Source organism: Thermoplasmata archaeon, from assembly GCA_038874435.1.
Lineage (GTDB): Archaea > Thermoplasmatota > Thermoplasmata > Lutacidiplasmatales > SKW197 > SKW197.
Genome location: JAVZCK010000016.1, coordinates 21,216 through 46,230 on the forward strand (window position 1 = coordinate 21,216; position 25,015 = coordinate 46,230).

Here is a 25,015-nt window from a genome sequence, read left to right on the forward strand (position 1 = left end):
TTCCTTCTTAATCGTCAAAAATTCGTACCTGGACTCGCCTATTTTTACTGGTTTTTCTAAACCTTCCTGTCAAAGTACGGGCTCTTCGCTGTTGCACTCACTGGAAAACCAATTATCATCGTCGCATCCAGCATTTTTTCCGCTTTTGCAACCGCTCCAACGGTGTACATTACCCTTGAATCCAGACCAAAAATGGCAGCGTTCTTTGCCACGGAACCCAGCGCAATGCCCAGGTCAATCAACTTGAAAGCACAGTTTGGGCCCTCAAACTCACCACTTTTCCTTCCAAACTCGTCAAAGCCCTTGCAGCCGAGCCCGCAAGCCATACAATCAAAACCCATTGCTTTGTGCGGTTTTATCCCTATGAGAAGGACAGCATCCGATTGCTCTACATTTTTACCGTCTCTTTCATAACGCTTTTTTCCTGTTTTCTCAGCCATTGCAAACATTGCCCTTGCAAGCTTCCCTTTCTCCTCACCTGCTAGAACCTTCATCACGAGGGAATCCTCACCACGCCCTTTCGGTGCAGTCTGGGCAGTCACCATCAAATACTCAGCCAACCGTTTCACATACTCCTCGAGTTCACTCATTTTTCACCACCACCTGAATACCTGGTTTGAAAGGCATCGCCACCTGTGCCTTCTTTTCTGCTGGATGGGCATCAGCATTTTTTACCTCTACCTCTACACCAAACTCCCCAGCAAGAAATTCCCTTGCCTCCTGCAGGAACTGATATTCATCAAAGAATATGTATTTCTCACCCTTCTTTTTTATCTCTTCCAAAAGTTTCGGCACTGTTTTCTGGATTTCTTTTGCATGCTGCTTTAATGTAGGTTTTTCCATCAATTCCTTCATTATCTGGCTCCTCTCCTTTGAGATGTTCATTGCTATTTCCTTCGCAAGTTCCTGCTTCCATTTTGCAGCCACATAAAGCTCTATTTTTTCTGGCTTGCCCTTAACAAGTTTCAGAATGTTTCTTATGTCCTCCACCAAGGCCTGAAGAAACTCCTCCTTTCTTTCTGCTTCCTCGCTCTGTTTGTAGCTTTCTGGTGCGGGCAAGGGCTCCGAAGAGATTAAAGTGCTGTTCTCAAGATGCCAGATTTCCTCGCAGATGTTTGGCACAAAAGGTGCAAGGCATTTGAGATAATCCATGTAGATTTTTTGTGCCAGCTTGCTTTTTCCACCTCGCTTTATATACCATCGCAGGTCATTGTAAAACTCGAAGAAGAGCACATTCGCAGATTCTCGCAATGCAAATTTTTCCATGTATTGATGAGCTAAAACCAGCGTTTTTGCAAACCTGCTTTCTAACCAGGTCTCGAGATGCCCCTTGAGTTCACTCTCAAATTTTGCCAGTTCCTCATATTGCGCGTAAATTTTCTCCACCCTGTTTTTGTAGGTGAGTACCGTTTCCTCATCCCATTCCAGGTCTGCATCTGGAGAGGCAGCATGTGCGTAGTAAAGGCGGAGGGCATCAACGCCAAACTTCTCAGCAATTCTGGGAATTGCCACCATTCCACCCTTCGACTTTGAAATTTTCTCGCCGGATTTCATTGTGAGATGCCAGTTTACAAAAATCCCTCTGGGCCAGTGTTTCTCACTGAGAATTGCCACATGGTTCATCAGGAATACAGGGAAATGCACTGTCTTATGTTCTTTGCCACCCAGATTAATGTCAAGCGGATACCAGTATTCAAAGTCCTCTCTGATTTTTTCCTGGATTTCTTTAATTTCTGCGTTTCCTTCACCTTTGTCAAGGAAAACATAGTCAAAGAATGCAGAATTCATTTGCTCTGGCTTCAGCAACCCCTCGTTCACATACTTTGAAATTATGTAGAATGCGGGATAAAGCGTAGAATCTGAAATCGGCTCAATTATCCAGCCCGCTTTGTACGGGAATTCGGTGCCAAGCCATCTCCCCTTTCTGATGCATGCCCTGTCGCTGTACCAGTCAATCACTTTCTTTATTTCATCGTGATAAGTTTGAGGGTAGAGTGCCATTTTCTCAGAATGGCTCTTGGATTTTTCCTTGAGTTCTGGGTCGCTGTACTTTATGAACCATTGGTCTGGCACAACTGAGATTATTACACGAGTGCCGCATCTGCACACAACCTCCTCAGAGAACTCATACATCTTGTCTGCCACGCCTTGTGCAACAAAATCTTCCTTAATCCTGTCCTTCACCTCGGAAATCTTTTTTCCTGCATAAGCACCGCAAATCTGCTTCAACCTGCCATTGTGAAACTCCTTTTTATAAACAATGGTTGTTGCCTCATCCAGCTTTGCTCTATCCTTTGTGTCCTTTATTCCGAGCTGGGTGCAAATATCCACTGCTGACATTCCTCTATCAGGAAAATGGTCAATTGCGGGCTTGACAGGGGCACGGGTTTCCATTGGATTATCCTCTTCCACAACTTCTATCAACGAAATTGGCTTGATTTTAGCAATCTCCTCCTTACTTAATCCGTATTTCTCTGCGTTCTCCTTCAGTTCGAGAAGGGCTGCCCAGTCATATGGTGCATGGGCAGGAACAGACATCACAACACCAGTTGCCACATTCCCATCGACAAATTCCCCAGGCAAGATAGGAATTTCACGATTGACAACAGGAGCAATACATTGCTTTCCAAGCATTTCCTTTACATCTATCTCGCCCAGAATTTTCCCGTTTTTCTGGTGCAGAAGTTTCTTTGCTGCTTCCTCGCTGACGATGTATTTCTCGCCTCCTAATTCCAGAAGCACATACTTTATGTTCGGGTTGAGCCAGATATTCGTAACACCAAAAATTGTTTCAGGGCGGAGTGTTGCAGCAGGGAGATAGTAATCACCGTATTTAAATTTGAGAAGCGTAAACTCCAGAATTTCTGCATTGCCACCTCTGGAAATGTCTGTCTCAGATGGGTCAACAGCCACAGGACCACAATTTGGGCAGAGCGGTGCATGGTGTTCCTTCTTAACTAACAGTCCTTTTTCCATCAATTTTTCAAATTGCCAGGTTATGAATTTTTTGTATTCAGGGGAAATTGTGATGAGGGTTCTGCTCCAATCTATCAGAAATCCAAATTGCTTCCACATTGATATGTAGATTTTCATTAATTCATAGGATGCGGTTTCTGGTTCTCTCATCCGCTCAATTGTTGCATCGTCCAAACCAAGTTCTTTCAATTGCGAGAGAGTAATCGGGTCATTGGTCTCAACTTTCTTTGCAAATGCAACTGCAGGAATGCCTGAGGCATGCACACCTGCTGGGAAAAGCACATCGTAGCCAAGCATTCTCTTCCATCTTGTAATTATGTCTGAATACGCAAATCCACGCATGTGCCCTGCATGGAGGATGCCTGATGAGCCAGGATAGGCAAAAATCAGGAAAAACTTCTTTCCATTTCTTTTTTCTGCCTTCCAGATACCTGATTCTTCCCATATCTTTGCCCATTTCTGTTCAACCTCAACATGGTTGTAAGCGGACATGAAAGAGCCATATAGGAGGAGGTTATTGAGGATTTTGGTTGGGACTATTCCACCTTATAGCTACCAGCGTCAAAGGGCTGTTTATAATGCCCAGAGATTACAATGTTTTCTCTAATTCAGGGAACGCACCATACAACCTGCATTAAGGAAAACTTAGCAATGACTTCTATAACTCTCTTTTATGTAAGGGTTCTGTCTTTCGCAAGTCGTTTCCGTAAAGCTGCTATGCAGTGCAAACGTTCACCTATGCATAGGTTAAGCTTTAATTCTATGTGATAAAGGGAACATTAAAAAAACAGTAGTAAATAGAAGTATGCTAGTGCAAGTATTCGGAGTGTAAGGTTCCTCTTCATGGAGTGGAATATCTACTATCACCTCATTGTTGAATTGTATTGTATCATTAAAATTTATTGGAGTTACCTTACAATTAAATGTGTATGTTCCATTTGTAAGATTTAGATAGAATGAGACTATATTTAAACCATCTTCTGAGAGGTTAATAAAATCATTAAATACCAGAGATTTTCGGTTTTCATTTTTAATCCACACTACAACTTGAATTGTATAGTTAGTTATAGAATGGTTGAAATTCATGTTATGGATATATAGTTCAAGAGATCTGGTTATATTTTGGTCTCCAAGAATCGTTGAACATTTCAGGTCACCTTTACAGATAAATACATCTTGCTTATCTGATGATGCTTGTTTTATCGACAACACATACTCTGAACAAACTACAAAAGCGGAGGAAGCGTTCCATAGAATCGGATCTAGAACCAAGCCACCAGGTCGATATCTCCATACGAGCGTCCCGTCATAATCAAATATATTGATATAATTACCACCAGAAATTACGTAATTTCCTAATAAGCCTATGTTTGGCATAGATGGACCTTCACCACAAAACGTGTCTATGGCAGAACTCCATGCAATGCTTCCATTTACCAAACTCACAGCAAAAACCGAACCTGAATAATCAACTACAAAAATTCTCTCTTTTCTAAGTATTGGTGACGATGTTATCCGTGTTCCAGAAAGCATTGTCTTCCATCTAATCTCACCATTACTCTTATTGAGAAATAATACATGAGATTGATAGAACGGGTTGTCACCATATGTGGATATGGTAAGAATAATCCCCTCATCTATAATTGTAGGGCATGAAATGTCACAAATGCGGTATGGGAGTTGTTTAAGCCAAATTAACCTACCGTCCTGCAGAGAAAAGGCACCGAAATACCATTTCGAATAACCATTTTCTGTGTCCTCCCTTGCTGAAATATACACAACACCCTCTTTTATCCCTGGCACCCCATAGCCATGATAATTGAGTTCCCAAACTGCCTTCCCATCAACTGCATTTAAACACACTATTTTTCCATCGTGAAAGTATGAAACAATAACTCTTTGCTCCCCTGATGCAATCTCAAACGGCATAGAATTTTTCCTCAAGTATTTCCAGACAATAGAATTAGTAGTTGGGTTAAAGCATACTATACTCCACTCATTTGTATCTACTCCATAAATTAAGCCCTCTGAGAAGCTTATGCACCGAGAGAGAGCAATATTGAACGACTGAACTTCTCTATTATTTATGTCTAGAGCGTACAAATGTTCAGCTGGAATATATATCTTGTCATGCATCAAAAAAGGAAGGTGGCCCTTGTGATTCCAAAATCTTTCTACATACCACTCGATTGAAAAGTCAGTGGTATATCTTGGAAAAAAACCAGAGGTAGTTGAAACATTGTATTCCCCCTTGACTTCTATTGGCTCACAAAAGATAGAAAGAATGATTAGAACAAATACTCCTACACATATACTTGAAAGAATTATTCTCATATATCTCTTATCCATCAAAATTTTTTCCTGGTATTTAAAAGTTACGAATTCTGTTGCATAAAGCTAGCATTCATTCGTATTTCCATGCTTTCTAATTTGTATCTCTTGCTTTATACAAGGGCAAATCCATATTTACCCCTCTGCTATCTCTGAATTATGCAAGTCGTGGAGATAGATGGCGAGAACCTTACCGTTGCGAAATTCATTGCAGTGAGCAGAGAGCATGCAAAGGTGAAACTTGCAAAAAAGGCAGAGAAGAGAATCGCTGACTCCAGAAAAGTGATTGAAAAAATTATTGCCAGCAGCGAGCTTGCATATGGAATAAAGACAGGTTTTGGAGAACTGTGCCAGGTTTCAATTCCACAGGAAGACATTCTCAGATTGCAGGAAAATCTTGTGCGAAGCCATGCCTGTGCTGTGGGAGCGCCATTGGCAGAGGAGGTTGTACGTGGCGTTATGCTTTTGCGTGCAAATACATTTGCAAAAGGTTTTTCTGGGGTCAGATTAGAACTTGTCCAGCTGCTGATCGAAATGCTCAACCGCAACATCACACCAGTGGTTTATGAGCAGGGTTCTGTGGGTGCAAGTGGAGATCTGGCTCCACTGGCTATGGTTGCACTTGCGTTGATTGGCGAGGGCGAGGTGATTTACAAGGGCGAAAGAATGCGGGCTACCGAGGCATTTGCCAGGGAAAAGCTCAGACCTTTGAAGCTTGAGGCAAAGGAAGGGCTTGCCCTCATTAACGGCACGAGTGTGATGACTTCAATCGCTGGTTTTGCTGTGCATGAAAGTGAGCTTCTCTTGAAAACAGCTTTAATTGCTACAATGATGTCGCTGGAAGCACTGAAAGGGACGAATCAGGCGTTTAGGAAGGAGGTATCTGAAGTTAGAAAACACACTGGCCAGAAAAAATGTGCTGAAATTTTTATGAGAATGCTGGAAAAAAGTGAAATTCTTGAGTCACACAAGAACTGCAAGAAAGTGCAGGATGCCTACACATTGCGCTGTGCTCCGCAAGTGCTCGGTGCAGTATGGGATACACTGGATAATGTGAGAAAAATCGTGGAAACTGAGATGAATTCTGTTACAGACAACCCACTAATCTTACCAGAGGGCAAATCTCTTTCCTGCGGAAATTTTCATGGGGAACCAGTTGCACTTGCAATGGATTTTCTGGCAATTGCCCTTGCAGTGATGGGAAATTTTTCGGAGCGGAGAACTGCAAGACTTGTGGACATGCACCTGAGCGGGCTGCCTCCTTTTCTGACTGAAAAGAGCGGGCTTAACTCTGGCTACATGATTCCCCAGTATGTGGCTGCTTCCCTTGCATCCGAGAATAAGATTCTAGCACATCCAGCAAGTGCAGACACAATTTCAACCTCTGCAAATCAGGAGGACCATGTGAGCATGGGTACAACAGCCGCCAGGAAATGTCTTCAGATTTGCGGGAATGTGAGACACATTTTAGCAATTGAGTTGCTTTGTGCGGCTCAAGGCCTTGATTTTCATAAACCATTAAAGCCAGGCATCGGGGTGCTGAAAGCATGGAAGTTGCTTAGGAGTCATGTGCCCCATCTCGATGAGGACAGGGTGCTTTATCCAGAAATTCAGAAGATTGCGGATTTGATTGCAAAAGGAGAGTTTGTGCGGGTTGTGGAAAGGGAAATTGGGAAGATGTAAAACTGGTTAAGAGATAGAAAAACAACCTTTATTATTCTCCTCTGCTTGGGTTTCTTCGGTCATTGCCCGTGTGGGGTAGTTTGGATATCCTAGAAGGCTGCGGTGGATTGCAGTGCAAATTGCCTGCAGGATGCAGCAACCTTCAGACCTGGGTTCAAATCCCAGCACGGGCGCTCCCATACTGTCTTGCCAAAGGGGTAAGAATGGACATATTTTCGGAAATAATCGAGAAAATAAAATCTGGCAAAATAAGAGATGCCGAGGAACTGCACAAGGCAAAGATAAAGTTATCTGCTAAATACCGCCTTAGCAAGATTCCATCCAACACTGAGATTCTGGAAAACGCTGCACCAGAAGATGTAGAAAAGGTGAGGGAGATTCTGAAAATCAAGCCGATGCGGACAATTTCAGGCGTAGCTGTGGTTGCAATAATGACTTCTCCAGCAAAATGTCCACACGGAAAATGCATCTACTGTCCTGGTGGAGAGGAGTTCCAGACACCGCAGAGTTATACAGGGAAGGAGCCAGCTGCAATGCGAGCAATCCAGAATAAATTTGATTCCTATAGCCAGACACTCGCCAGAATCCAGCAACTTGAACAGATTGGGCATGCTGCTGACAAAATTGACCTCATTGTTATGGGTGGCACATTCACCTGCAGGAGTAGGGAATACCAGAGCGGATTTATAAAAGGTGCATTTGATGCAATGAATGGAGAGGTTGCAGAGACGCTGGAAGATGCACATGCACGCAACGAGAAAGCGAGACATCGGTGCATAGGACTCACAATAGAAACAAGACCTGACTGGTTCAGAAGAGAACATGCGGAGTTTGCTCTGGAGCTCGGGGCCACAAGAGTGGAACTCGGTGTTCAGATTGCTGACGATAAAGTGCTGGAGTTTGTGAAGAGGGGCCATGGAGTGGAAGATGTGGTTGCAGCTACGAAAGTTGCGAAGGATGCGGGGTTGAAGCTTGGTTACCACATAATGCCAGGGCTTCCTCTCTCAAACCCGGAAAATGACCTTGATTGCTTTAAACTCTTATTTGAGAGACCTGAGTTTCGCCCAGACATGCTGAAAATTTATCCTTGTCTAGTGCTTGAGAACACTGAGCTTTACAAGTTGTGGAAAGAGGGAAAATACAGGCCATACTCAACTGAGGAAGCAGCTGAAGTGATTGCAAGAATGAAGGAAGTGCTGCCGCGTTATGTGCGCATCCAGAGAATCCAGCGGGACATACCAGCTTACTTGATAGTTGATGGAGTGAAAAAGAGCAATCTTCGCCAGATTGTGTTAGAAAAGCTAGAAAGAGAAGGGAAAAAATGCAGTTGTATTCGTTGCAGAGAGATTGGGCATAACATGCTGAAGAAGAAGGTGAAAAGCCAGAAAATTGAGACAAATGTGCAGGAGTATGTGGCAAGCAAGGGCAAGGAATTCTTCATAAGTTTGGATACAGAGGAGGATTTTCTTGTTGGTTATGCAAGATTGCGAATTCCTTCATCTGAGGCCTGGAGAAAGGAGATGGAGAAAGGAGTTGGCATCATCAGGGAACTCAAGGTTTTCGGGCAGTCGTTGAGCATTGGCAGAGCTCCCTCTTCTGATTTGCAACAGCAGCACCGTGGATTTGGAAAGAAATTGATTGAACAAGCAGAGGAAATTCTGCACAATCAAGGCATCAAAAAGCTCCTCGTGACAAGCGGTGTAGGTGCAAGAGATTACTACAGGAAACTGGGATTTGAAAGGGAGGGAGTGTATATGGGGAAGAAAACAGGATAATCTCTACATTTCTTCATAGTTAATTCCTATCTGATCAAGTGCCTCCTTGATTTTTTGCTCGTACTCTTGAGGAGTCATGGAGCCGTCAGTTGCCTTGAGTGTTATCTCTGCCTTTTTGAATTTGCTTAAAATGAATCTCAACACATTCAATAAATCTGGGAGCGTTTGACTTGAGTCCAGTTCAACTCTTAATGACAGATGTTTAAGTGTTTTAGTATCTTCAGCTTGAGTCTGTTGCATGGTATAGTGTTTTTCATGCAGAGATTTTGCGGGCATTGATTGTGTTTTTTGGAAATCAGGTTTTGCACTCACCTCAGTAATCTCGGCCATCTCGGATATTTTATCTTTGGATTCCTCCGATGCAATTAAAATCTCGTCAGATGTGAAACGAACTGAAATCCCTGACTTTTTGAAGTCTGTGCATCTTGGTTCATTGTTTTCATAGAAACCTAAACCAAAAATACCCTTTTCGACACCAGCTTGAATGCTTTTTATCAAAACCTCTCGGCTCCGTAACCTTGGTTCGCCAGGTGTTCTGTAACTTGCATGAAGAATCTGTTCTGTATGAACATACTTTTTATCTTTAAGGAATTTTTCCTTGATTGCCAATGGATCAATACTTACCAGAATTTCATTTTCCTGAACGAGAGTTTCGTAGATGATGGCACCTAAATCTCTCTTTTCACCGTAAGTGGGAACACCCAAGTCAAGGATTTTGTGGTTATTTTTTTGGGGCAAGGCCACAATTCTATATGTCCTTCTTGTGAGATCTAAAATATCAGATTCTAATTCTTTAGTTTTTCTTCTTGCCTCCTCCTTTTGTTCATCGCTCAGCGAGAGATTTTTATCATTGATTATTGAAACATATGCAAGGTATTCTCTTATTTTTTGCTCGAGATTCACATTTTCGGTTTCAGATGGTAAAAGAAAGAAAACCGTGTTTGAGTTTATTCTATGACTTGTACCCTTATTTCTAATTATTGAATCAACTACATTCTTGTTTTCTTCCATTAATATTACAAGCTTAAAATCCTCATTGTCAGGTATGTTGTTTGTATCTGTTTCTCCGATGTATATTCTAAACTCTCCACTTTTTACAATTCTTTCAAGGCATTTTTTTTCTTTTTCCAAAATTTCATCTTTTGAAATGTTTTCCATTCTATTAATTAGAATCTTATTGATGTTTGGGATATTGGAAAATCTGATTCTTTCATTTTGTCTTTGGATGTAAAAAAGTTCATTCTGAAGTTTCTCTACAGCTTCGGTAATAACCTTTAGTGGGTAGTCTATTATCAGGGCTTGGCGTGTGATCTCTTCTATTTTAGCACCATTTTCAGGAGATGTTGAGAATGAGTAGAGAAAAATCGTAGTAGCAGCTCTTGTGGCAAACCTTAGCTTCTTATATGTTTGGCCAAGTGCGTTATCGCACACCTTTGCACCAGCATTCTTTCCCGTAATATCTTGAGATAATACGCTGTTGTACTCCTCGCCGACATACTTGATAAATTCAGCTCTAATATCTGGATTTGAAAGGTCAAAATCCGCTAAACTTATGTAAGGGATTTTTTCTTTCTGAAGCGAGGAAATCACCAGAGCAAGAATTCTAAGGACTCCGCGCGTACGCTGGAATTTGGGAAAACTTCCCCAGCGGTGGTAGAGCACATCAATTACTTCAGGCAGGAAGGGGTAAGATTCTAAAAAACGATCCCGGTATTCTGCTGGCTCCACCCCCTGAGGGAGAATTTCTTTTTCGGATGCATATTTAACAAATTTTTCAACAACACCTCTCGCTTCATCTTCGTCAACAGAGCTAAAAAGCCTGGTACGCACCACCTTGGCAATTTCGGAATCTGCTACAGGTGTAGATATTTTCTCAACTCTACCTGAAATTTTTTGAAGCTTAGAATAAAATTTCTCTGCAGAACTGTCATAATGTTCAGTTATGCTTGTGGGCATTGTCAAAACTAAACATGCATTTCCTAATGTGCACACAGTTTCAGTGAGTTCTTGCATAAATGCAATCGTTTGCTCAGCAAGTGTGCTTTTACCAACTGCTACTCCTGCCGCCTTGGTAACATACTCCAGGACTTCATCCATGAGAATTAGAAGAGGTGTATGCTTTGAGAGGACCTCTCTTAACTTGTCCATGCCAGGGGCAATATTGCCTGAAAGAATCTCTGGCTCCTCTTTGTTCTCAAGTTGTTTCTCTATGAGTCCCCAAAGCGTATCCTCTTTTGCGTTAAGACTTGTTCCCACCACCACTACTGTCCTTACATTCCATTCTTTTGCTTTGTGATAGAGAGCAATGAGTGTGTGCGTTTTCCCACCACCAAAAGGCGTGGTCAACTGAATAACTGCATCACCACCTTTGCCCTCAACCCTTTTTCTTACTGCGTTTATTATTTCTTCCAGTCCATGTGTCATGTAGGTTTTTGAAAAAAACTTTGCTGCATCTTTATATTCATCGGGTCCACGACCGTTGTACACCTCCCACAAATTTGCCGCAAAAATTTCCATTGTGAGGTTGCCCTCCTGTATATCTTTGTGGGGTATCGCTATTTCTGAAAAAGATTTCATTTACTGTAACCTCCTTTGCTTTACTTTTTTGATTATTCTTTCTTTTGCCAATAGAAAGCCTTCTAATAACTTTTTCTCATGACTTTCATTTGGAAGCGTCTCAGAGATAGATTGGGCAACTCTCCATATAACATCACTATCACCATACTGGGTTTTTTGAAGTAAAGTCACAATTTCCTCTTCCACATCCTTCTCCCAGTATATAAGACACAGGTGGAGCACATCAACCAATTCTGCAGGATTATTTAGGTGCTCTATCTTGCGCTCATGCGGTCCTAACACATGCACAAATTCCTTCTCCTTTTTGATGCAAGTGTTTTTGTTCCAGTAATCCTCAAGGGTTATACCCACGCTCATAGCCAGCTTTTTTGCTTCGTCGAATTCCACTTTTGCTTCACCGCATGTCCATCTATACAGAACATAGAATCTAGTGAGTGGAGTGATATTACTGCCAAAACCATTTGAAAGAATTTTACTCACCGCGTACTCAGTTGCAATTGTGCGAATATCTGCAAGTATTTTATATGCCCTGATGATATTGCCAGCATAGTCCATAACTTTTTCATACTTACCGAACACCTCAATTCCTGCACCAATTGCTGCTATGAAAAAGTCGGTACCACTAATTCCTTCTTTCCAGAGGTCATCAAGTTTTTTGTTAAGATAGTTGCGAAGTTCCTCCTTCACTTCATTGTAAAAACCTACATCGTTTCTTTCCATCTTTCGAGCAACAATATAAACTGACGAGGCAAGTGCTGCAGAGTCCTTGGCTCTAAGCCTTGCCTCCATCTCAGTGGATATGGGCCATGAGGCAGTAATTACGAGCCCAGAACTCAGCAAGGCGTTGATTATCGTTTCCCAGCCAGCAGTAGATTTATGTGCATAGACTATAATAGCAATTCCATTCGGCTTAAGAATGCGGTATATCTCTTTGAATGCTAAAGCTAGCCTCTCTTCAAAAAATTTTTTGCCTGCTTCCAGCCCTCCTTCTTTGTGTGTATAGGCAACAATTTCCTCGCTCTTTGGTGTGAGAGGTGTGACAAAAAGGTCTGGGTAAAGATGCCCGATTGTGCGTTTAAGCCACACATAGAAAAAGTCAGAGAGATAAGAATATGGCACATTGTCATAGTACGGAGGGTCCGTGAACACAGCATCAAAATAGTTATCTGGATAAGGGAGAGAGGTGGCGGATGCCTGTGTTATTTTGGGAACACTTTGTTTTTTCATCTTTCCTCCTCCAGTATCTTATTAATTTGGAGTTTAAGCTTTGGAAGTTCATTGGTAACGATCTCCCACACTATTCTATAATCCACTACAAAGTATCCATGGATTAAACGATTTCTTAACGCTATAATCTTACCCCATGGAATTTCTGGGTATTTACATCTTATTTCATCGGGTAATAGATTTGCTGACTCTCCAATAATCTCAAGATTTCTCACCACTGCATCCTTGGTTTTCATGTCGTCAAGAAATTCTTCATAAGAGTAATTTTTTATGTATGATTCTATTTTTTCTATTGCCTCTATAATATCTCTTACAAGAAGTTCCCGGTTCCTCTTATACATGAACCAAATCCTCCTTTATACTATCCCAGAGTAATGATTTTTGCTTGACTGCAGTTGCAGTAAGAATGTCAACCTCGCAACCCAGTAGTTTCTCAAGTTCGTCCCACAACTCAAAGAATTTAAGCCCAATAGGTCTTTCAAGTTCAACCAAAATATCCACATCGCTTGTTTCCTTTGCTTCTCCCCTTGCACACGAACCAAATATGCCCAGAATTACAACTCCATACCTCTCCCTTATCTCCTCCTTATGCTCTACCAGTATTTTTTTTATTTCCTGAACCGTTTTCATTCTTCATCGCCTCCATTTTCTTCCTCCTCTGACAGAGAGGTGTCTGGGGATTGAGGGATGGTAGGAACAAAGGAAGATGCATCAGAGATTTTTTCTAACACTAACAAAATAGTATCCAGAATGTTTTTAAAATTGTACCCCTTTTCCCCAACAACATTTGCTTCGATGTAATCCCAATTCATTGGAAGTGCTTGTCTTGCAAAGGTAGTGGCAGTTTTTTCCCAGCCACCATCCCAATGGCATATAACCGAGTTTGCGTCGGGGATACGGCTAACGACAAACCCCAAATAACATATCACTGCCTTCGCAAAGTCCTCTTCCATGCCCTCAGCCAGCATCTTCTCATGTGCTTGCCTCACCTTCTCCACAAAGGTAATCAGCGCCAGTTTCTGGCGTGAGTTGAAAAGGTCGCCCCATGTGTTCAGCCCATATTTCCGTACAGAAAAGGCTCTTTCTGCACCACTCCCCTTGCCTTCTGGTGTGGGTTCATCTGGTACAGGGTCAATTCCCCATTTGTCTTTGAGTTCCTGCCTTTTCTTCTCAAGATATTTCTCTGCCCCTTTAAACATCTCAAAATCTTTTTCTGTGGCTAATCTGTAGCCTTTTCCTCCCTCCTCAGCATCTGTAAATACTACAACAACCATTCTCTGCCCAGCCTTTCCTTCTATGAATAACCTTCTGGTAGTTTTGTCGTCAATGGTTGTGCCACATGCTGGACAACGCACTTTTGCCCTCGAAACCGTGCCATTCGCTGGTTCAAAATTCTCTGGCCATGGTTTATAACCCTGCACATCTTTTCCCACAATTTCAAACTCCACATCGTTCCCTGCACCTCTCACAACAGGATGGAGTGCAATCATTCTCTTTGGCTTTTTAGCAAGCCAGAACTGTCTCATGAGTGGAATCATAATCCCACACGATGGATTCTGGCATGGAACTGTCCGGGCCCAGATATAACCTACTGGGATTTCATTCTCATGGATGCCCTTGTAAAATCCTCCAAGTTCTTTTTCCGCCTCTTCCTTAACCCAATTTCCCCATTTCTCAACAGCCTCAAGAAGTCTGTTTTTTGCCTTGCCCCCAGGAGTTTTCAAATCTCCCCAACTCTTTTCTTCACTTTCCGTGCTTCCAAACCTTTGTGGAAATTCCAATGTTGCTTTCTCGATAAGCACCGCAACTGGATTGTAGTCGTTTGCATAGGTTTCACAACCGAGTCGCAAGGCCTCCAGTGGAAAAGAACCCCCTCCTGCAAATGGGTCTATTACTCTGGGTGGCCTATTCCCATTCGCCTCTAAAATCTCTTTTCTTGCTTTCTCAATTAATCTGGCATTGTTTGAATTCTCCCATTTTGAAAGGTCCACAATAAATTTCATTTTATTATCCCAGTCCAATCTATCTCTGTAAGTAGGCACTAAGGCAGCATACACTGTGGCTCTGCTGGCGGCCAGTGGTCGCCTTGCCCACCAGATATGCAATGTGCTAATATGACCATGTCTTATGTTTTTCTCATTTGCGGAAATTTCACTAACCGCCTTCACAGGAAATGAATCCTCGATAAATCTCCTTTTTTTCATTTTTTAACCTCCTTTTTTTATTATTTCATCTGGATGTATTACATACCTCACAACAGAAACCAATTCTACAGGTCTCAAATTTCTTGCAGGGTCTTGCAGGATGTATAACTCTGGCTTTGTTCCAGCATTATACACCACATACAAATAATAGTCACTCCCGAACCTCTTTGCCTTAAACCACTCGTTTCTTGTTAAAGCTACATCTCCATAATCCACTCTGGCTTTCACCTCAATATATCGCACATTTCCGCTTGCATCAGTAGAACGAATATCGTAACCTAAATTCTGAGCAGAAACATCTTCGGGTATCCTTCCAGCGTTCTTTTCAAATTCCATGGCTTCTTTCATCCCTATACGCTCGATCTCTATATCTCTTTTCATCCCTTGCTCTTTTTTACCGAGAGGTTTCACTCTAATAACTCCAAGTGGTTGCAGCCCACACATCGTAAGGCTCTTTTCTCTTTCAATTAAATTCTTTAGCTCTTCCAAACTCCGTATATACTCCTTCCTACGCTCTTGCTTCATTTTCAAAGCCAAATCTACATCCTCTCCTTCCTCACTCCTTTTCTCTAAGGAAAGAATGTCCCCTACCAACCTCTCTATCAAATCCTTCAATGAAGCTACACCGTACTTCTCTTTTATATTACACTGTCTCACTCTCTCCTTCTCCATCTCCTCCAAATAGGTTTTAAGTTCTCTTTCAGCTATATTCTGACCTCTCTCTAATAGTTGTTCCAAATCTACTTCCTCACTATCCGCTGGCTCGTTCTCTTCCTCCAAATCCCATAAAATAGACGGGTGGACAATTTCATACCCTGCATCATCCAGATAAACCGAAAAAATCCGTTTGCCTACTGTAGAGCCAGTACCATCCTTTATCTCTCCTTCGTAGAACAAGATGTATCCATCTAATATTCCATCTGGGTCATAAAAAATCGCCCCACTATTCAAGCAATTCCTGAAATTTTTCTCCACCCATTCAAGCACACCGTCAAACAATGTGTGCCCGAACGAGAGAAACTCACAATTGGGATAAGCAGTCATAGCATCTTTATCGAAGGTTACACATGGATATCTTCTCACTATCTGGGTATAGTTCTTTGAATTTACTAAATTTTCACAAATTTTTCTGATTTCACCGGGTATCTCCTCAATTGTATAGCAATGCTCATTAATTCTTTTTATTCTGCCCCCTGCTCTCTCAAACGCTTTTATAAAAAAGGTTTCAGTATACTCTGGGATAAGTCTCTGTTCTTTTGCCTTCTGAAAAACGCGTTTTATCGCTGTATGGTCAATAAATCTCGTTGCAAGGCTTTCACCAAGACAATCAAAAATCGTTTTTCTAGTTTTTTCATCAAACTCTAAATTAGGTCCTATTTCACTCCAGATTTCTTCTGGTGGACGCGCGTTCACTGCTGCATCAATCATCGCCTGTGCAAACTTTTTGCTATCTATAATTTCTCCAATCACATCAAAAACTTTGTCCCCACCAAGGGCTTTCCGCATCTCCTCTAATTTCATGAGTAATTTGTGAAGTATTGAGCCCTCCCTTGTATCTGAAGCCACCAAGTTATGTACAAACACTTCTCTCTTTTGTCCATATCTATGAATTCTACCCATCCTCTGTTCAAGTCTAGTCGGATTCCAGGGGATGTCATAATTTATCATCAGGTTACAAAATTGAAGGTTGATGCCCTCACCTGCCGCTTCTGTAGCCACTAATACCTCTGTCTCATTTTTAAACACAACCTCTGCATCCACTCTATCTCTCAGCTTCATTCCACCATGAATAAAGTTCACTGCGTACTCCCAACTCTTCAATTTTTCTACAAGATATTCTAAAGTGTCCCTTGACTCTGTAAAAATAATAATCTTCCTATTTTCTTTCTCTTGAACTTTTTCACGAAGCTCGTTCAACGATTCTTTCAGTTTAATTAACTTAATTTCCTTCTCCTCACTAATTATTTTTTCACACCTTTCTATAAGTGATTGCAATGTATCTATCTCTTCTTTTAGCTCCTCCCTTGTCTCCGATGCACTTAATACCTCCCAAGTTTCCTCATTTTTCCATCTTTCCTCCTCTGTCATATCTTCCACATCTTCTATGTCTTCTTCTCTAATCTCCTCTTCAATTCTAGTTGGATTTGCTAGCAACTCCTCCAATCTATGCTTTCTTCTCTCCAATGATTTCAGAAGTGCATATGTGCTTGAAGCAAATCTACGCTGAAGAATTACCAGCGCAAAAGCCACATTTCTCTTCTTATCTTTTTTCAGTGCCAGATTATACTGCGTTTCTACATACCTTGATAGCGCGTTGTATAATTCTTTTTCCTCAGGTGATTCTCTTCCCAAGTTGATTTCAACAGTTCTTACATATCTTGGAAGAAACAAAGGCCTACCATTAATGTCCTTCAAATCTTCCTTCATCCTCCTAATAAACAGAGGATTATCCCTGTCTTCCAAAGACTGCTCAATTAACTTCTCTGTTGCAAAGAAGCCAGGCTCAAGTAAATCAAGGAAAAGCCTGAAATTTTCAGGGTCTCCCTTGTGTGGTGTCGCTGTGAGAAACACAAGATGTGTAGTGATTTGAGAAAGTACCTTCCCCAACTTATATCTCTCGGACATCTCCAGTTTTTCACCATACCTGTAGGCACTCATTTTATGAGCTTCGTCAACTATAATAAGATCAAAATGCACAGCTTTCAATGCAGGTAAAATCTCATCTCTTTTTGCAAAGTCCATTGAGGTAATAATTTGATTATGGGATTCCCAGGGGTTAAGGTTATAGACATTTTCAAATGTGTGTCTATCTACAACTTGAAAATTTTCATCAAAATGTTCCTTTAACTCTCTCATCCATTGGTCTTTTAGATGACCTGGGCAAACTATCATTATTCGTTTTGCCAATCCCCTCAACTTTAATTCTTTGATTATAAGCCCAGCCATTATTGTTTTCCCTGCACCAGGGTCATCTGCTATGAGAAATCTTATCCTTGGCATCTTCAAAATATATCCATATACTGCTTCAATCTGATGTGGTAGTGGATCGACTTTCGAAACATTAAGGGCAAGCAACGGGTCATAGAGCGATGCATACCTATATCTTATCGTTTCCATTGCTAGAAAAACCTTCCATGCAGGATTTTTAAATTTTCCTTCCTCAGAGATGTATTTCAATCTCTCAATTTGTTCCTTTGTAAGTATTACATCTACATGATGACCACTGTACTGTTGCATGCCAATGATTTCTATACTCTCTCCTCTTTCTCGCACAGATTTTACTACCACTGGCTCTGGCCAATATGGTCCTGAAATCACCATGCCATTTTTCAATTTTTCTTTCACTACTTCACCTCTCCTAATTTCCACTGCTCTCCTGAATAATAAAATTAGGATTGCTCACTTTCTCAGCTTGCTTCCGCAACTTCCGCAGAACATATCATCAGGCTCTGCTTTAGTGCCGCATTTCGTGCAGTAAACTTCAACCTGGATTTTCGTCCCGCACTTCCTGCAGAATTTATCCCCTGGCTTTATCGTATTCCCACAGTTGAGACAGAGGTCTTTTCCACTCTCCACTGTGACCTCAATCACCTGCTCCTCTTCCTTTGCTACCACTTCCACAACTTCCGTCTTTTCCTCGAGCGGAATATGCTCCTCCTGACCAACTCCAAGTGCCTTCTTGGATTTCACAGCAGAGCCTAGGGCTTCCGTGTATCTGCCTGCCTCAAAATGAGCTTTTGCATCCGCAAGATGCCTCTTTGCCATATCTGTATTTTTCCCACTTTTCTCTGCATCCTTTATTTTAGTTTCTGCAACCCCGATTTCAAACTTTGCAGGAAGATAGTCCTTCGGCATCTTCTTTTTTATGAGGGCTTCTGTGGACATTTCCTCCTCAGGTATCTCTATTGACTCCAATTCCTTCTTTATCTGCTCTCTCTTCTTCTGCAGCATTTCCTCATCCATTTCTTCTTCCTCTGGCATTTTTTCCGCCTCCTCAACAACTTCTTCAGCTTCCTTTACTTCCAGCTCTTCTTCCTGCTGTTCCTTCACCCCTTCTACTCTCTCCTCTTTCTTCTCTTCAGCTTTTTTGACTTCTTCAACTTCTACAAGCTTCTTTTCGACTGCAACCTTTTTCTCTTCCTTCTTTTCCTCGGTTTTTTTCTCCTTTGGCGTCGCCTCAGCTACGACCTCTTTCTTTACTTTTTTCACCTTTGGTTTCTGGGCTGCCTCCAGAGAAACCTTTGCTGCCTCAAGTGAGCTCATGCAAGATGTGAAACGATTTTTGGCAAACAAGTCCTTAGCATCGTTCAGCCATTCAACTGCCTCAGTTACATCATGGCCCTCGCTCTTTTTCTTTGCAATCATTATCTCTACTGCCTCAATCGCTGCCTCTGCCTCAATTCTCCGCTCGTCAGAGACACCAGATGTGGAGGGTTGCCTCTTTCTTAAAAGTATGAGAACCAGTCGAAGTGCAGTGAGCACAATAATTATTCCCAGCACCACAAGTGCAGCGTATGCTACCGTTATCGTGGAATCATCAGGCATTCATCTCACATTTCTGAAATTGCAAGGTATGATTTAATGCTATCGGAAACCTTTTCAGGCTTCGCCCGAAAAGGTTTCATCCAAAATGGGGGTAGGTTCGGAGATGCTGAAAGCATCTCCTTGAGGCTGGTTACCGTAAGGGGTGCAACCCCTCGGGGGTTACCGTAAGGGGGTGTAGCCCCCTCGCCCGAAAAGGTTTCATGGAACCCTTTTGCTCGCTGAGGCTCGCAAAAGCGTTCACGGAAAAAAATGGCAAAAGGGTAAGTTCGGGGATGCTGAAAGCATCCCCTTGACGCGGGTTAGCGTAAGGGTGCCAACCCTCGGGGGTTACCGTAAGGGGGCGTAGCCCCCTCGTGGTACCGTAGGGTGCATACCCCGACCGTAGGACATTAGCCCTGCATTACTGACATTTTGAATATCCACAGTTCTTGCACTGGACACAGCCCTCTGCATAAATCAGAGAATTACCACAATCAGGACAGATACCAACCACATTACCTGACTCTAAGTAATCATCAAGTCTCGGCGCGACTTTTGCAAGTGTGAATTCTAACTTTTTCGGCTCTTTTCCAAACTTGATGTATTCCTCAAGTGCATGGGCAATTCCATCAGCACAGGAAAGCACCACAGCACCGTCTTTACCCATTTTCGGAGATGGACATCTTATCCCCTTCAGTTGTTTGATTATTGAATCAATGTCAAGTCCAGCTCTCAGACCAATTGAAATCAACCTTGAGATTCCCTCAATCTGAGACATCGCACAACCGCCTGACTTTCCCATTGTGGCAAACACTTCACATAGCCCCTGCTCATCCTCATTTATCGTCACATAGAGATAACCACATCCAGTTTCCACTCTTATTGTTTTTCCAGTGGTCGCAATTGGTCTTGGCCTCGGCACAATCTTCCGCTCTTTCTTCACGCTCAGCACCTGGACTTCCCTGCTTCTGTTTCTATAGACCGTAATTCCCTTGCACTTTAATTCATACGCTAGCATGAATGCTTTTTCCACATCTTCCACCTTTGCATTCTCTGGTAGATTTATGGTCTTGCTGACTGCATTATCAACAAATTTCTGGAACTCTGCTTGCATTCTCACATGCCACTCCGGAGCAATCTCAAGAGCAGTTACGAAAACCCTCTTTAAATTCTCTAGAATGTTGAGTTTTCCTGCGGTTCCGTCAGAAACAACAAGTTTAATCGTCTCTTCGTTCCAGTAACCTTCCTCTTTCATCACATCCTCAAATGATTTCGCTACTTCGTGAAAGTCCGTGTCTTCCAGCACTGTTTTGGTATAGGCAAGTGCAAACAAGGGTTCAATTCCAGAGGAACAACCAGCAATCATACTCAATGTGCCAGTGGGTGCAATTGTCGTGACAGCAGCATTTCTCATGAACTTGTATCTCTTTGCCCAGATGCTTTTTTCGAAATTCGGGAAATTGCCCTTCTCTTTTCCAAGTGCCTCAGAGGTCTTTCTTCCGATTTCAGCAATAAAGCTCATCACCTGATTTGCAAGTTTCAGCGCTTCGTCAGAATCATATGGGATTCTAAGATAAATGAGCATGTCTGCAAATCCCATCACACCCAGCCCTATCTTCCTGTTTGCCTTCGTCATCTTTTCAATTTCTGGTAGTGGATAACGGTTCACATCAATCACATCATCAAGAAAACGCACGGCATTTTTCACACAATGCTCTAACCTTTCCCAGTCAACCTCATAGCCCTTGTTTGTCTTTCTCAGCATTTTCGCAAGGTTGATTGAGCCCAGATTACAGGATTCGTAAGGCAGAAGAGGTTGTTCCCCACACGGATTTGTCGCTTCAATTTTCCCTATCTCTGGCGTCGGATTATGCCTGTTAATCTCGTCGATGAAAATGAGACCGGGCTCTCCAGACCTCCATGCATTTTCTGCAATTTTTCTGAACAAATCTCTTGCCTTTATTTTTTTCACAATTGCATTGTTTCTTGGATTCAGTAACGCAAATTCTTTATCTGCTTTCACCGCTTCCATAAACTCATCTGTTACAGCAACTGAGATGTTGAAGTTAGCAAGCTTTCCTTCCTGAAGTTTTGCATCCACAAATTCCTCAATGTCCGGATGTGAGACATGAAGCACACCCATGTTAGCCCCTCTCCTCGTACCTCCCTGCTTTATTGCTTCGGTTGCTGCATTATACACTTCCATAAATGAAACAGGCCCGCTGGAAACCCCTGAGGTAGATTTCACAACATCTTTGGAAGGTCTAAGACGAGAAAAAGAGAATCCAGTCCCACCACCACTTTTATGAATCAATGCGGCATGCTTCAATGTTTCAAAGATTGACTGGATTGAATCATCCACTGGTAGTACAAAGCATGCAGAGAGCTGTCCCAATTCTCTGCCTGCGTTCATCAGAGTTGGACTGTTGGGCAGAAATTCAAGTTCTACCATCATTCTGTAAAATTCTTCTTCCAGTTCCCTTATTTCTGCATCACTCATCCCATAGTTTCTCTCTGCACTAGCAATGGCTTTTGCAACCCTCCTGAATAGTTGCTCGGGTGTCTCTGTGATTTGTCCATTTTCATCTTTAGCCAGATATCGTTTCTCAAGTACAGAAATTGCAGTGGGAGTTAACTTCATTTTTCCCCTCAATTCGGCACAAACAAAGGGGTGTAAAGAGATTTTCGTTTCTCATGCTTATCGCTCATTCTAGATTTTTCAGTACCTTATTGGCTCTCTCAATCCATGTTGTGTTCCCAATTTTCTCAAAAAACGCAACTGCCTTTCTTAACAAATCCTTATTTCGCTCAATCTTTCCAAGCTCAAACAAGGCCATGTAATACTCAATGTCCTGCAATTTAATTTTTTCATACATTTCTATTGCACTTCTTAGAAACTTCTTGCTTTCCTCGGTTCTTCCCTCTGCTCCCAAAAGTTTTCCCTCCACAAAATTGGAGTAGGCAATCAATCTTTTATCAGAAAGCTCTCCAAGATGTTTCTTTCCCTCTTTCAGATGTTCTCTTGCAAGCCCAATCTCGGATTTATCTATGTATGTGTCACAAATATACAAACATTCCGTGGCAATCATGTCCTCATTCCGAATTTGTCTATATAATTTAAGAGATTCTTGAAAATACTTCAATGCCAGGTCATACTCCTCTTTCTCCTTGTAAATTATAGCGATTTCAGAGTATGTTCTAGCGATACCCATAACATCACCTATTTTTTTTGAAATGGCAAGGCTTTTTTCAAGGTAGTCCATCGCTTTTTTATAGTCCCCGCTCCTTCCATAAATTGTACCTATGTTTGTGGATATCAAAGCAATGCCCCACAGATCTCCAACATTCTCGCAAATTGCAAGGCCTTTTTCATAATACTCCAAGCTAACCAAATAATTTCCCATACTCGAGTGTATTAGCCCTATGTTGTTGTAGAAAATGCCAAGACCATAAGTATCTCCAATCTTCTTGCAAATAGCAAGACCTTTTTCATAGTAGTCAACGGCTTTTTCATAATCTCCTGCATTGTAGTAGCTTAACCCAATGTTGTTGTATGAGATTGAAATACCCCAGACATCACCAATCTTTTCGCAAATGGCAAGGCTTTTTTCATAGTAATTAAATGCCCTCTTGTAATCTCCTTTTGCATCGTATATCAGTCCTATGTTGTTGTAGCACATTGCCATGCCCCGCAAATCACCTATTTTTTCACGAATTGCTAGAGATTTTTGATACTGTTCAAGAGATTTTTCATAATCCCCTAAACACCAGAGACAAAGTCCAATTTTGTTGAGTGCATTTCCAACATCTTTTTCTGCTTTTATTTTCTCAAACACTTGCAGAGCCCTGTTCTGCCACTCTATCCCCTTTAAATATTCCCCTTTTCGCTCATAAACAACCCCTCTCACGCTCCAGGCCCTAGCAAGCTCTAATTCCTCCTCTGGAAGTCCGATGAGAAACTCTTCTGCTTTTTCGCACTCTCCTAACGCGTCATCGTAATCACCTTTGTAAATGAAAATTTCCGCTTTCTTTCTATGGCTCTTTCCTGCTTCAACTGGATTGCTTATAGCGGTGCAGCTGATTCTCTTGTCAAGAATTCCCAGTGCTTCCTCATATCGCCCATCCAAATCCAGCACCTCAGCAAGTTCCCACATCACTCCAATCTTCTGTTTAAGTTCCTCTGGTGTTTCACCCAGAACCTCCAGAGCACCTTTAAAATGTTCAATAGCTTCAGCATTCGCAAATCTCCTTGCGGCACTCCGCCCCGCTCTCAATGCATACTCTAAAAATTTGGTTTTGTCCCCACTTTCCTTGTAATGCCAAGCTAGTGAACTCCAGAACTGTTCATCACTTCCATGAAATTGCTCAATTACCTCTGCCGCCCTCTGATGCATCAATTTTCTTCGCATGCCGATTATATCACTGTATAAAACCTCACATGTAGTATTACTCACAAATTTATAACCTTCCTCAAATTCTTCCGTCGACATCAGAAAATTCTGGGATATAAGTTCATCCAGGGCATCAAGTAATTCTTCCTCATTTAACCCAACAAGCTCTTTCAACACAGCATACTCAAACACTCTGCCAAGGACTGAAGCTGTAGCAAGTACTTTCTTTGTTTTTTCTGAGAGGGTAGACACACGAAATCTCACAATGTCTTTGACATTTTTTGGAAGTGACATTTTTTTAATTGCTTCAAGATCTTTCAACCCTGCGTTCTGGATTGCAGATAAGAACTCAATTATGAATAACGGATTCCCAGATGTTCTTTCATAAACATATTTTACGAATTCTTTCGAATCTGGGAATCCCATTTGAGCAACAAACAACTGAACTTCTCTTTCATTAAAGTTCTCAATTTTAAGCATAGTACACAACCGTTCAATATTCAGGTTTCTGATTGTCTCCGCAAATGTAGATGTAGAGCGGGCGAACTCCTCAACAAAAGTAGCCACTAAAATAATGCTTTCATTAAAGACATTTCTTGCCATATAATGGAAAAATGCAAGTGTTGCAGAATCCGCGAGATGCATGTCATCAATCACAAAAATTACGGGTTTCTGTTTTGAAATGCCTGTGAACTGATAATGCAGATGTTCCAGCATTCTAGTTCGTTCTTTTACAATCTCCTTTGGATTTGATCTCTCGATTTCTAAACTCTGAAAACCTGCAAGTCCTATTGGTACATACATCTCAGGATGCTCACAAACCTTCTTCGCATAATTTTGAAGCGCCATAGTTACAGGAAGAAATGCTGGCTGGTTATTTCCAACACAAATTGAAGAAAGAACAACAAAACCTTCTCTCTGACACATCTCCATAAATTCCTCTGCGAGCCTTGTTTTACCGATACCAATATCTCCTGTGATAAGAACTGTAGCACCCCTACCATTTTTTGTATTATCCATTATCTTTTTTATAATGGCAAGTTCCCGTTCTCTGTCAACCAGATTCATAGTAAACCTGTGGTCAAAAGGACTGAACAAACACGGATATTTAAGTATTGTTTGGGCTAATAGAATGTTTGCTTTCTACACATCATACGTGCACATTGTTGGAGATAAGCATTCACGAATGAAGTCAATGACAGGGTCATAAAGAATAGCCATTACAAATCTTTATTTGGGAGAGGCATATAAAAACCTCCTTGGGTAGAAAGGAAGCATTCGCGGTGTGTCCCATTTGGAGCAAGATGGGACACCCTCTCTTTTCTAA

The 25,015-nt window shown here is 41.7% G+C and carries 14 protein-coding genes and 1 tRNA gene; 3 read left to right on the forward strand and 12 right to left on the reverse strand.

Features of this window, described 5'->3' with window-relative positions; all coding sequences use genetic code 11:
* Positions 1-56: 56 nt before the first annotated feature.
* From QXD64_06800 to QXD64_06810, 3 genes are all read right to left on the reverse strand, one after another.
* Positions 57-590 (reverse strand): DUF2148 domain-containing protein, encoded by a 534-nt coding sequence (locus tag QXD64_06800; protein MEM3397019.1) that lies wholly within the window; start codon positions 588-590, stop codon positions 57-59.
* Positions 583-3,468, reverse strand: coding sequence for a leucine--tRNA ligase (gene leuS / locus QXD64_06805; GenBank protein MEM3397020.1), 2,886 nt, complete (start codon positions 3,466-3,468; stop codon positions 583-585). Before leuS ends, QXD64_06800 begins: the two co-directional genes overlap by 8 nt.
* A gap of 255 nt (positions 3,469-3,723) precedes the next feature.
* Positions 3,724-5,325 (reverse strand): PQQ-binding-like beta-propeller repeat protein, encoded by a 1,602-nt coding sequence (locus tag QXD64_06810; GenBank protein MEM3397021.1) that lies wholly within the window; start codon positions 5,323-5,325, stop codon positions 3,724-3,726.
* Between the two features lie 141 nt (positions 5,326-5,466).
* On the opposite strand from QXD64_06810, the gene hutH reads away from it, so the two are divergent.
* The 3 genes from hutH to QXD64_06825 all read left to right on the forward strand — a co-directional run bounded on the left by hutH (position 5,467) and on the right by QXD64_06825 (position 8,765).
* The gene (gene hutH / locus QXD64_06815) at positions 5,467-6,990 is read left to right on the forward strand and encodes a histidine ammonia-lyase (protein ID MEM3397022.1); all 1,524 of its coding nucleotides are present in this window, start codon (positions 5,467-5,469) and stop codon (positions 6,988-6,990) included.
* Positions 6,991-7,054: 64 nt separating this feature from the next.
* Positions 7,055-7,163, forward strand: a tRNA-Arg gene (locus QXD64_06820).
* Between the two features lie 30 nt (positions 7,164-7,193).
* Positions 7,194-8,765, forward strand: coding sequence for a tRNA uridine(34) 5-carboxymethylaminomethyl modification radical SAM/GNAT enzyme Elp3 (locus QXD64_06825; GenBank protein MEM3397023.1), 1,572 nt, complete (start codon positions 7,194-7,196; stop codon positions 8,763-8,765).
* A 3-nt stretch (positions 8,766-8,768) separates the two neighbouring features.
* Here QXD64_06825 and QXD64_06830 read toward each other — a convergent pair whose 3' ends face one another.
* The 9 genes from QXD64_06830 to QXD64_06870 all read right to left on the reverse strand — a co-directional run bounded on the left by QXD64_06830 (position 8,769) and on the right by QXD64_06870 (position 24,756).
* Complete coding sequence (locus QXD64_06830) at positions 8,769-11,342, reverse strand: DUF499 domain-containing protein (protein MEM3397024.1); 2,574 nt, start codon at positions 11,340-11,342, stop codon at positions 8,769-8,771.
* Entirely contained in the window at positions 11,343-12,569 is a 1,227-nt protein-coding gene (locus QXD64_06835) for a hypothetical protein (GenBank protein ID MEM3397025.1), read from the reverse strand. It abuts the gene before it with no gap.
* Positions 12,566-12,910 (reverse strand): DUF86 domain-containing protein, encoded by a 345-nt coding sequence (locus QXD64_06840; GenBank protein ID MEM3397026.1) that lies wholly within the window; start codon positions 12,908-12,910, stop codon positions 12,566-12,568. Before QXD64_06840 ends, QXD64_06835 begins: the two co-directional genes overlap by 4 nt.
* The gene (locus tag QXD64_06845) at positions 12,903-13,199 is read right to left on the reverse strand and encodes a nucleotidyltransferase family protein (GenBank protein ID MEM3397027.1); all 297 of its coding nucleotides are present in this window, start codon (positions 13,197-13,199) and stop codon (positions 12,903-12,905) included. The genes QXD64_06840 and QXD64_06845 overlap by 8 nt, the downstream gene beginning before the upstream one ends.
* The gene (locus QXD64_06850; protein ID MEM3397028.1) at positions 13,196-14,773 is read right to left on the reverse strand and encodes a DUF1156 domain-containing protein; all 1,578 of its coding nucleotides are present in this window, start codon (positions 14,771-14,773) and stop codon (positions 13,196-13,198) included. The genes QXD64_06845 and QXD64_06850 overlap by 4 nt, the downstream gene beginning before the upstream one ends.
* A 3-nt stretch (positions 14,774-14,776) precedes the next feature.
* Positions 14,777-18,118: a helicase-related protein gene (locus QXD64_06855; protein MEM3397029.1), complete on the reverse strand. Its 3,342-nt coding sequence runs from the start codon at positions 18,116-18,118 to the stop codon at positions 14,777-14,779.
* A gap of 54 nt (positions 18,119-18,172) precedes the next feature.
* Positions 18,173-19,318 carry a zinc ribbon domain-containing protein gene (locus QXD64_06860; GenBank protein ID MEM3397030.1) on the reverse strand — a complete coding sequence of 382 codons (1,146 nt, stop codon included), beginning with the start codon at positions 19,316-19,318 and terminating at the stop codon, positions 18,173-18,175.
* Positions 19,319-19,718: 400 nt separating this feature from the next.
* Complete coding sequence (locus QXD64_06865) at positions 19,719-21,938, reverse strand: vitamin B12-dependent ribonucleotide reductase (GenBank protein ID MEM3397031.1); 2,220 nt, start codon at positions 21,936-21,938, stop codon at positions 19,719-19,721.
* Between the two features lie 64 nt (positions 21,939-22,002).
* Positions 22,003-24,756, reverse strand: coding sequence for a tetratricopeptide repeat protein (locus QXD64_06870; protein MEM3397032.1), 2,754 nt, complete (start codon positions 24,754-24,756; stop codon positions 22,003-22,005).
* Positions 24,757-25,015 lie beyond the last annotated feature (259 nt).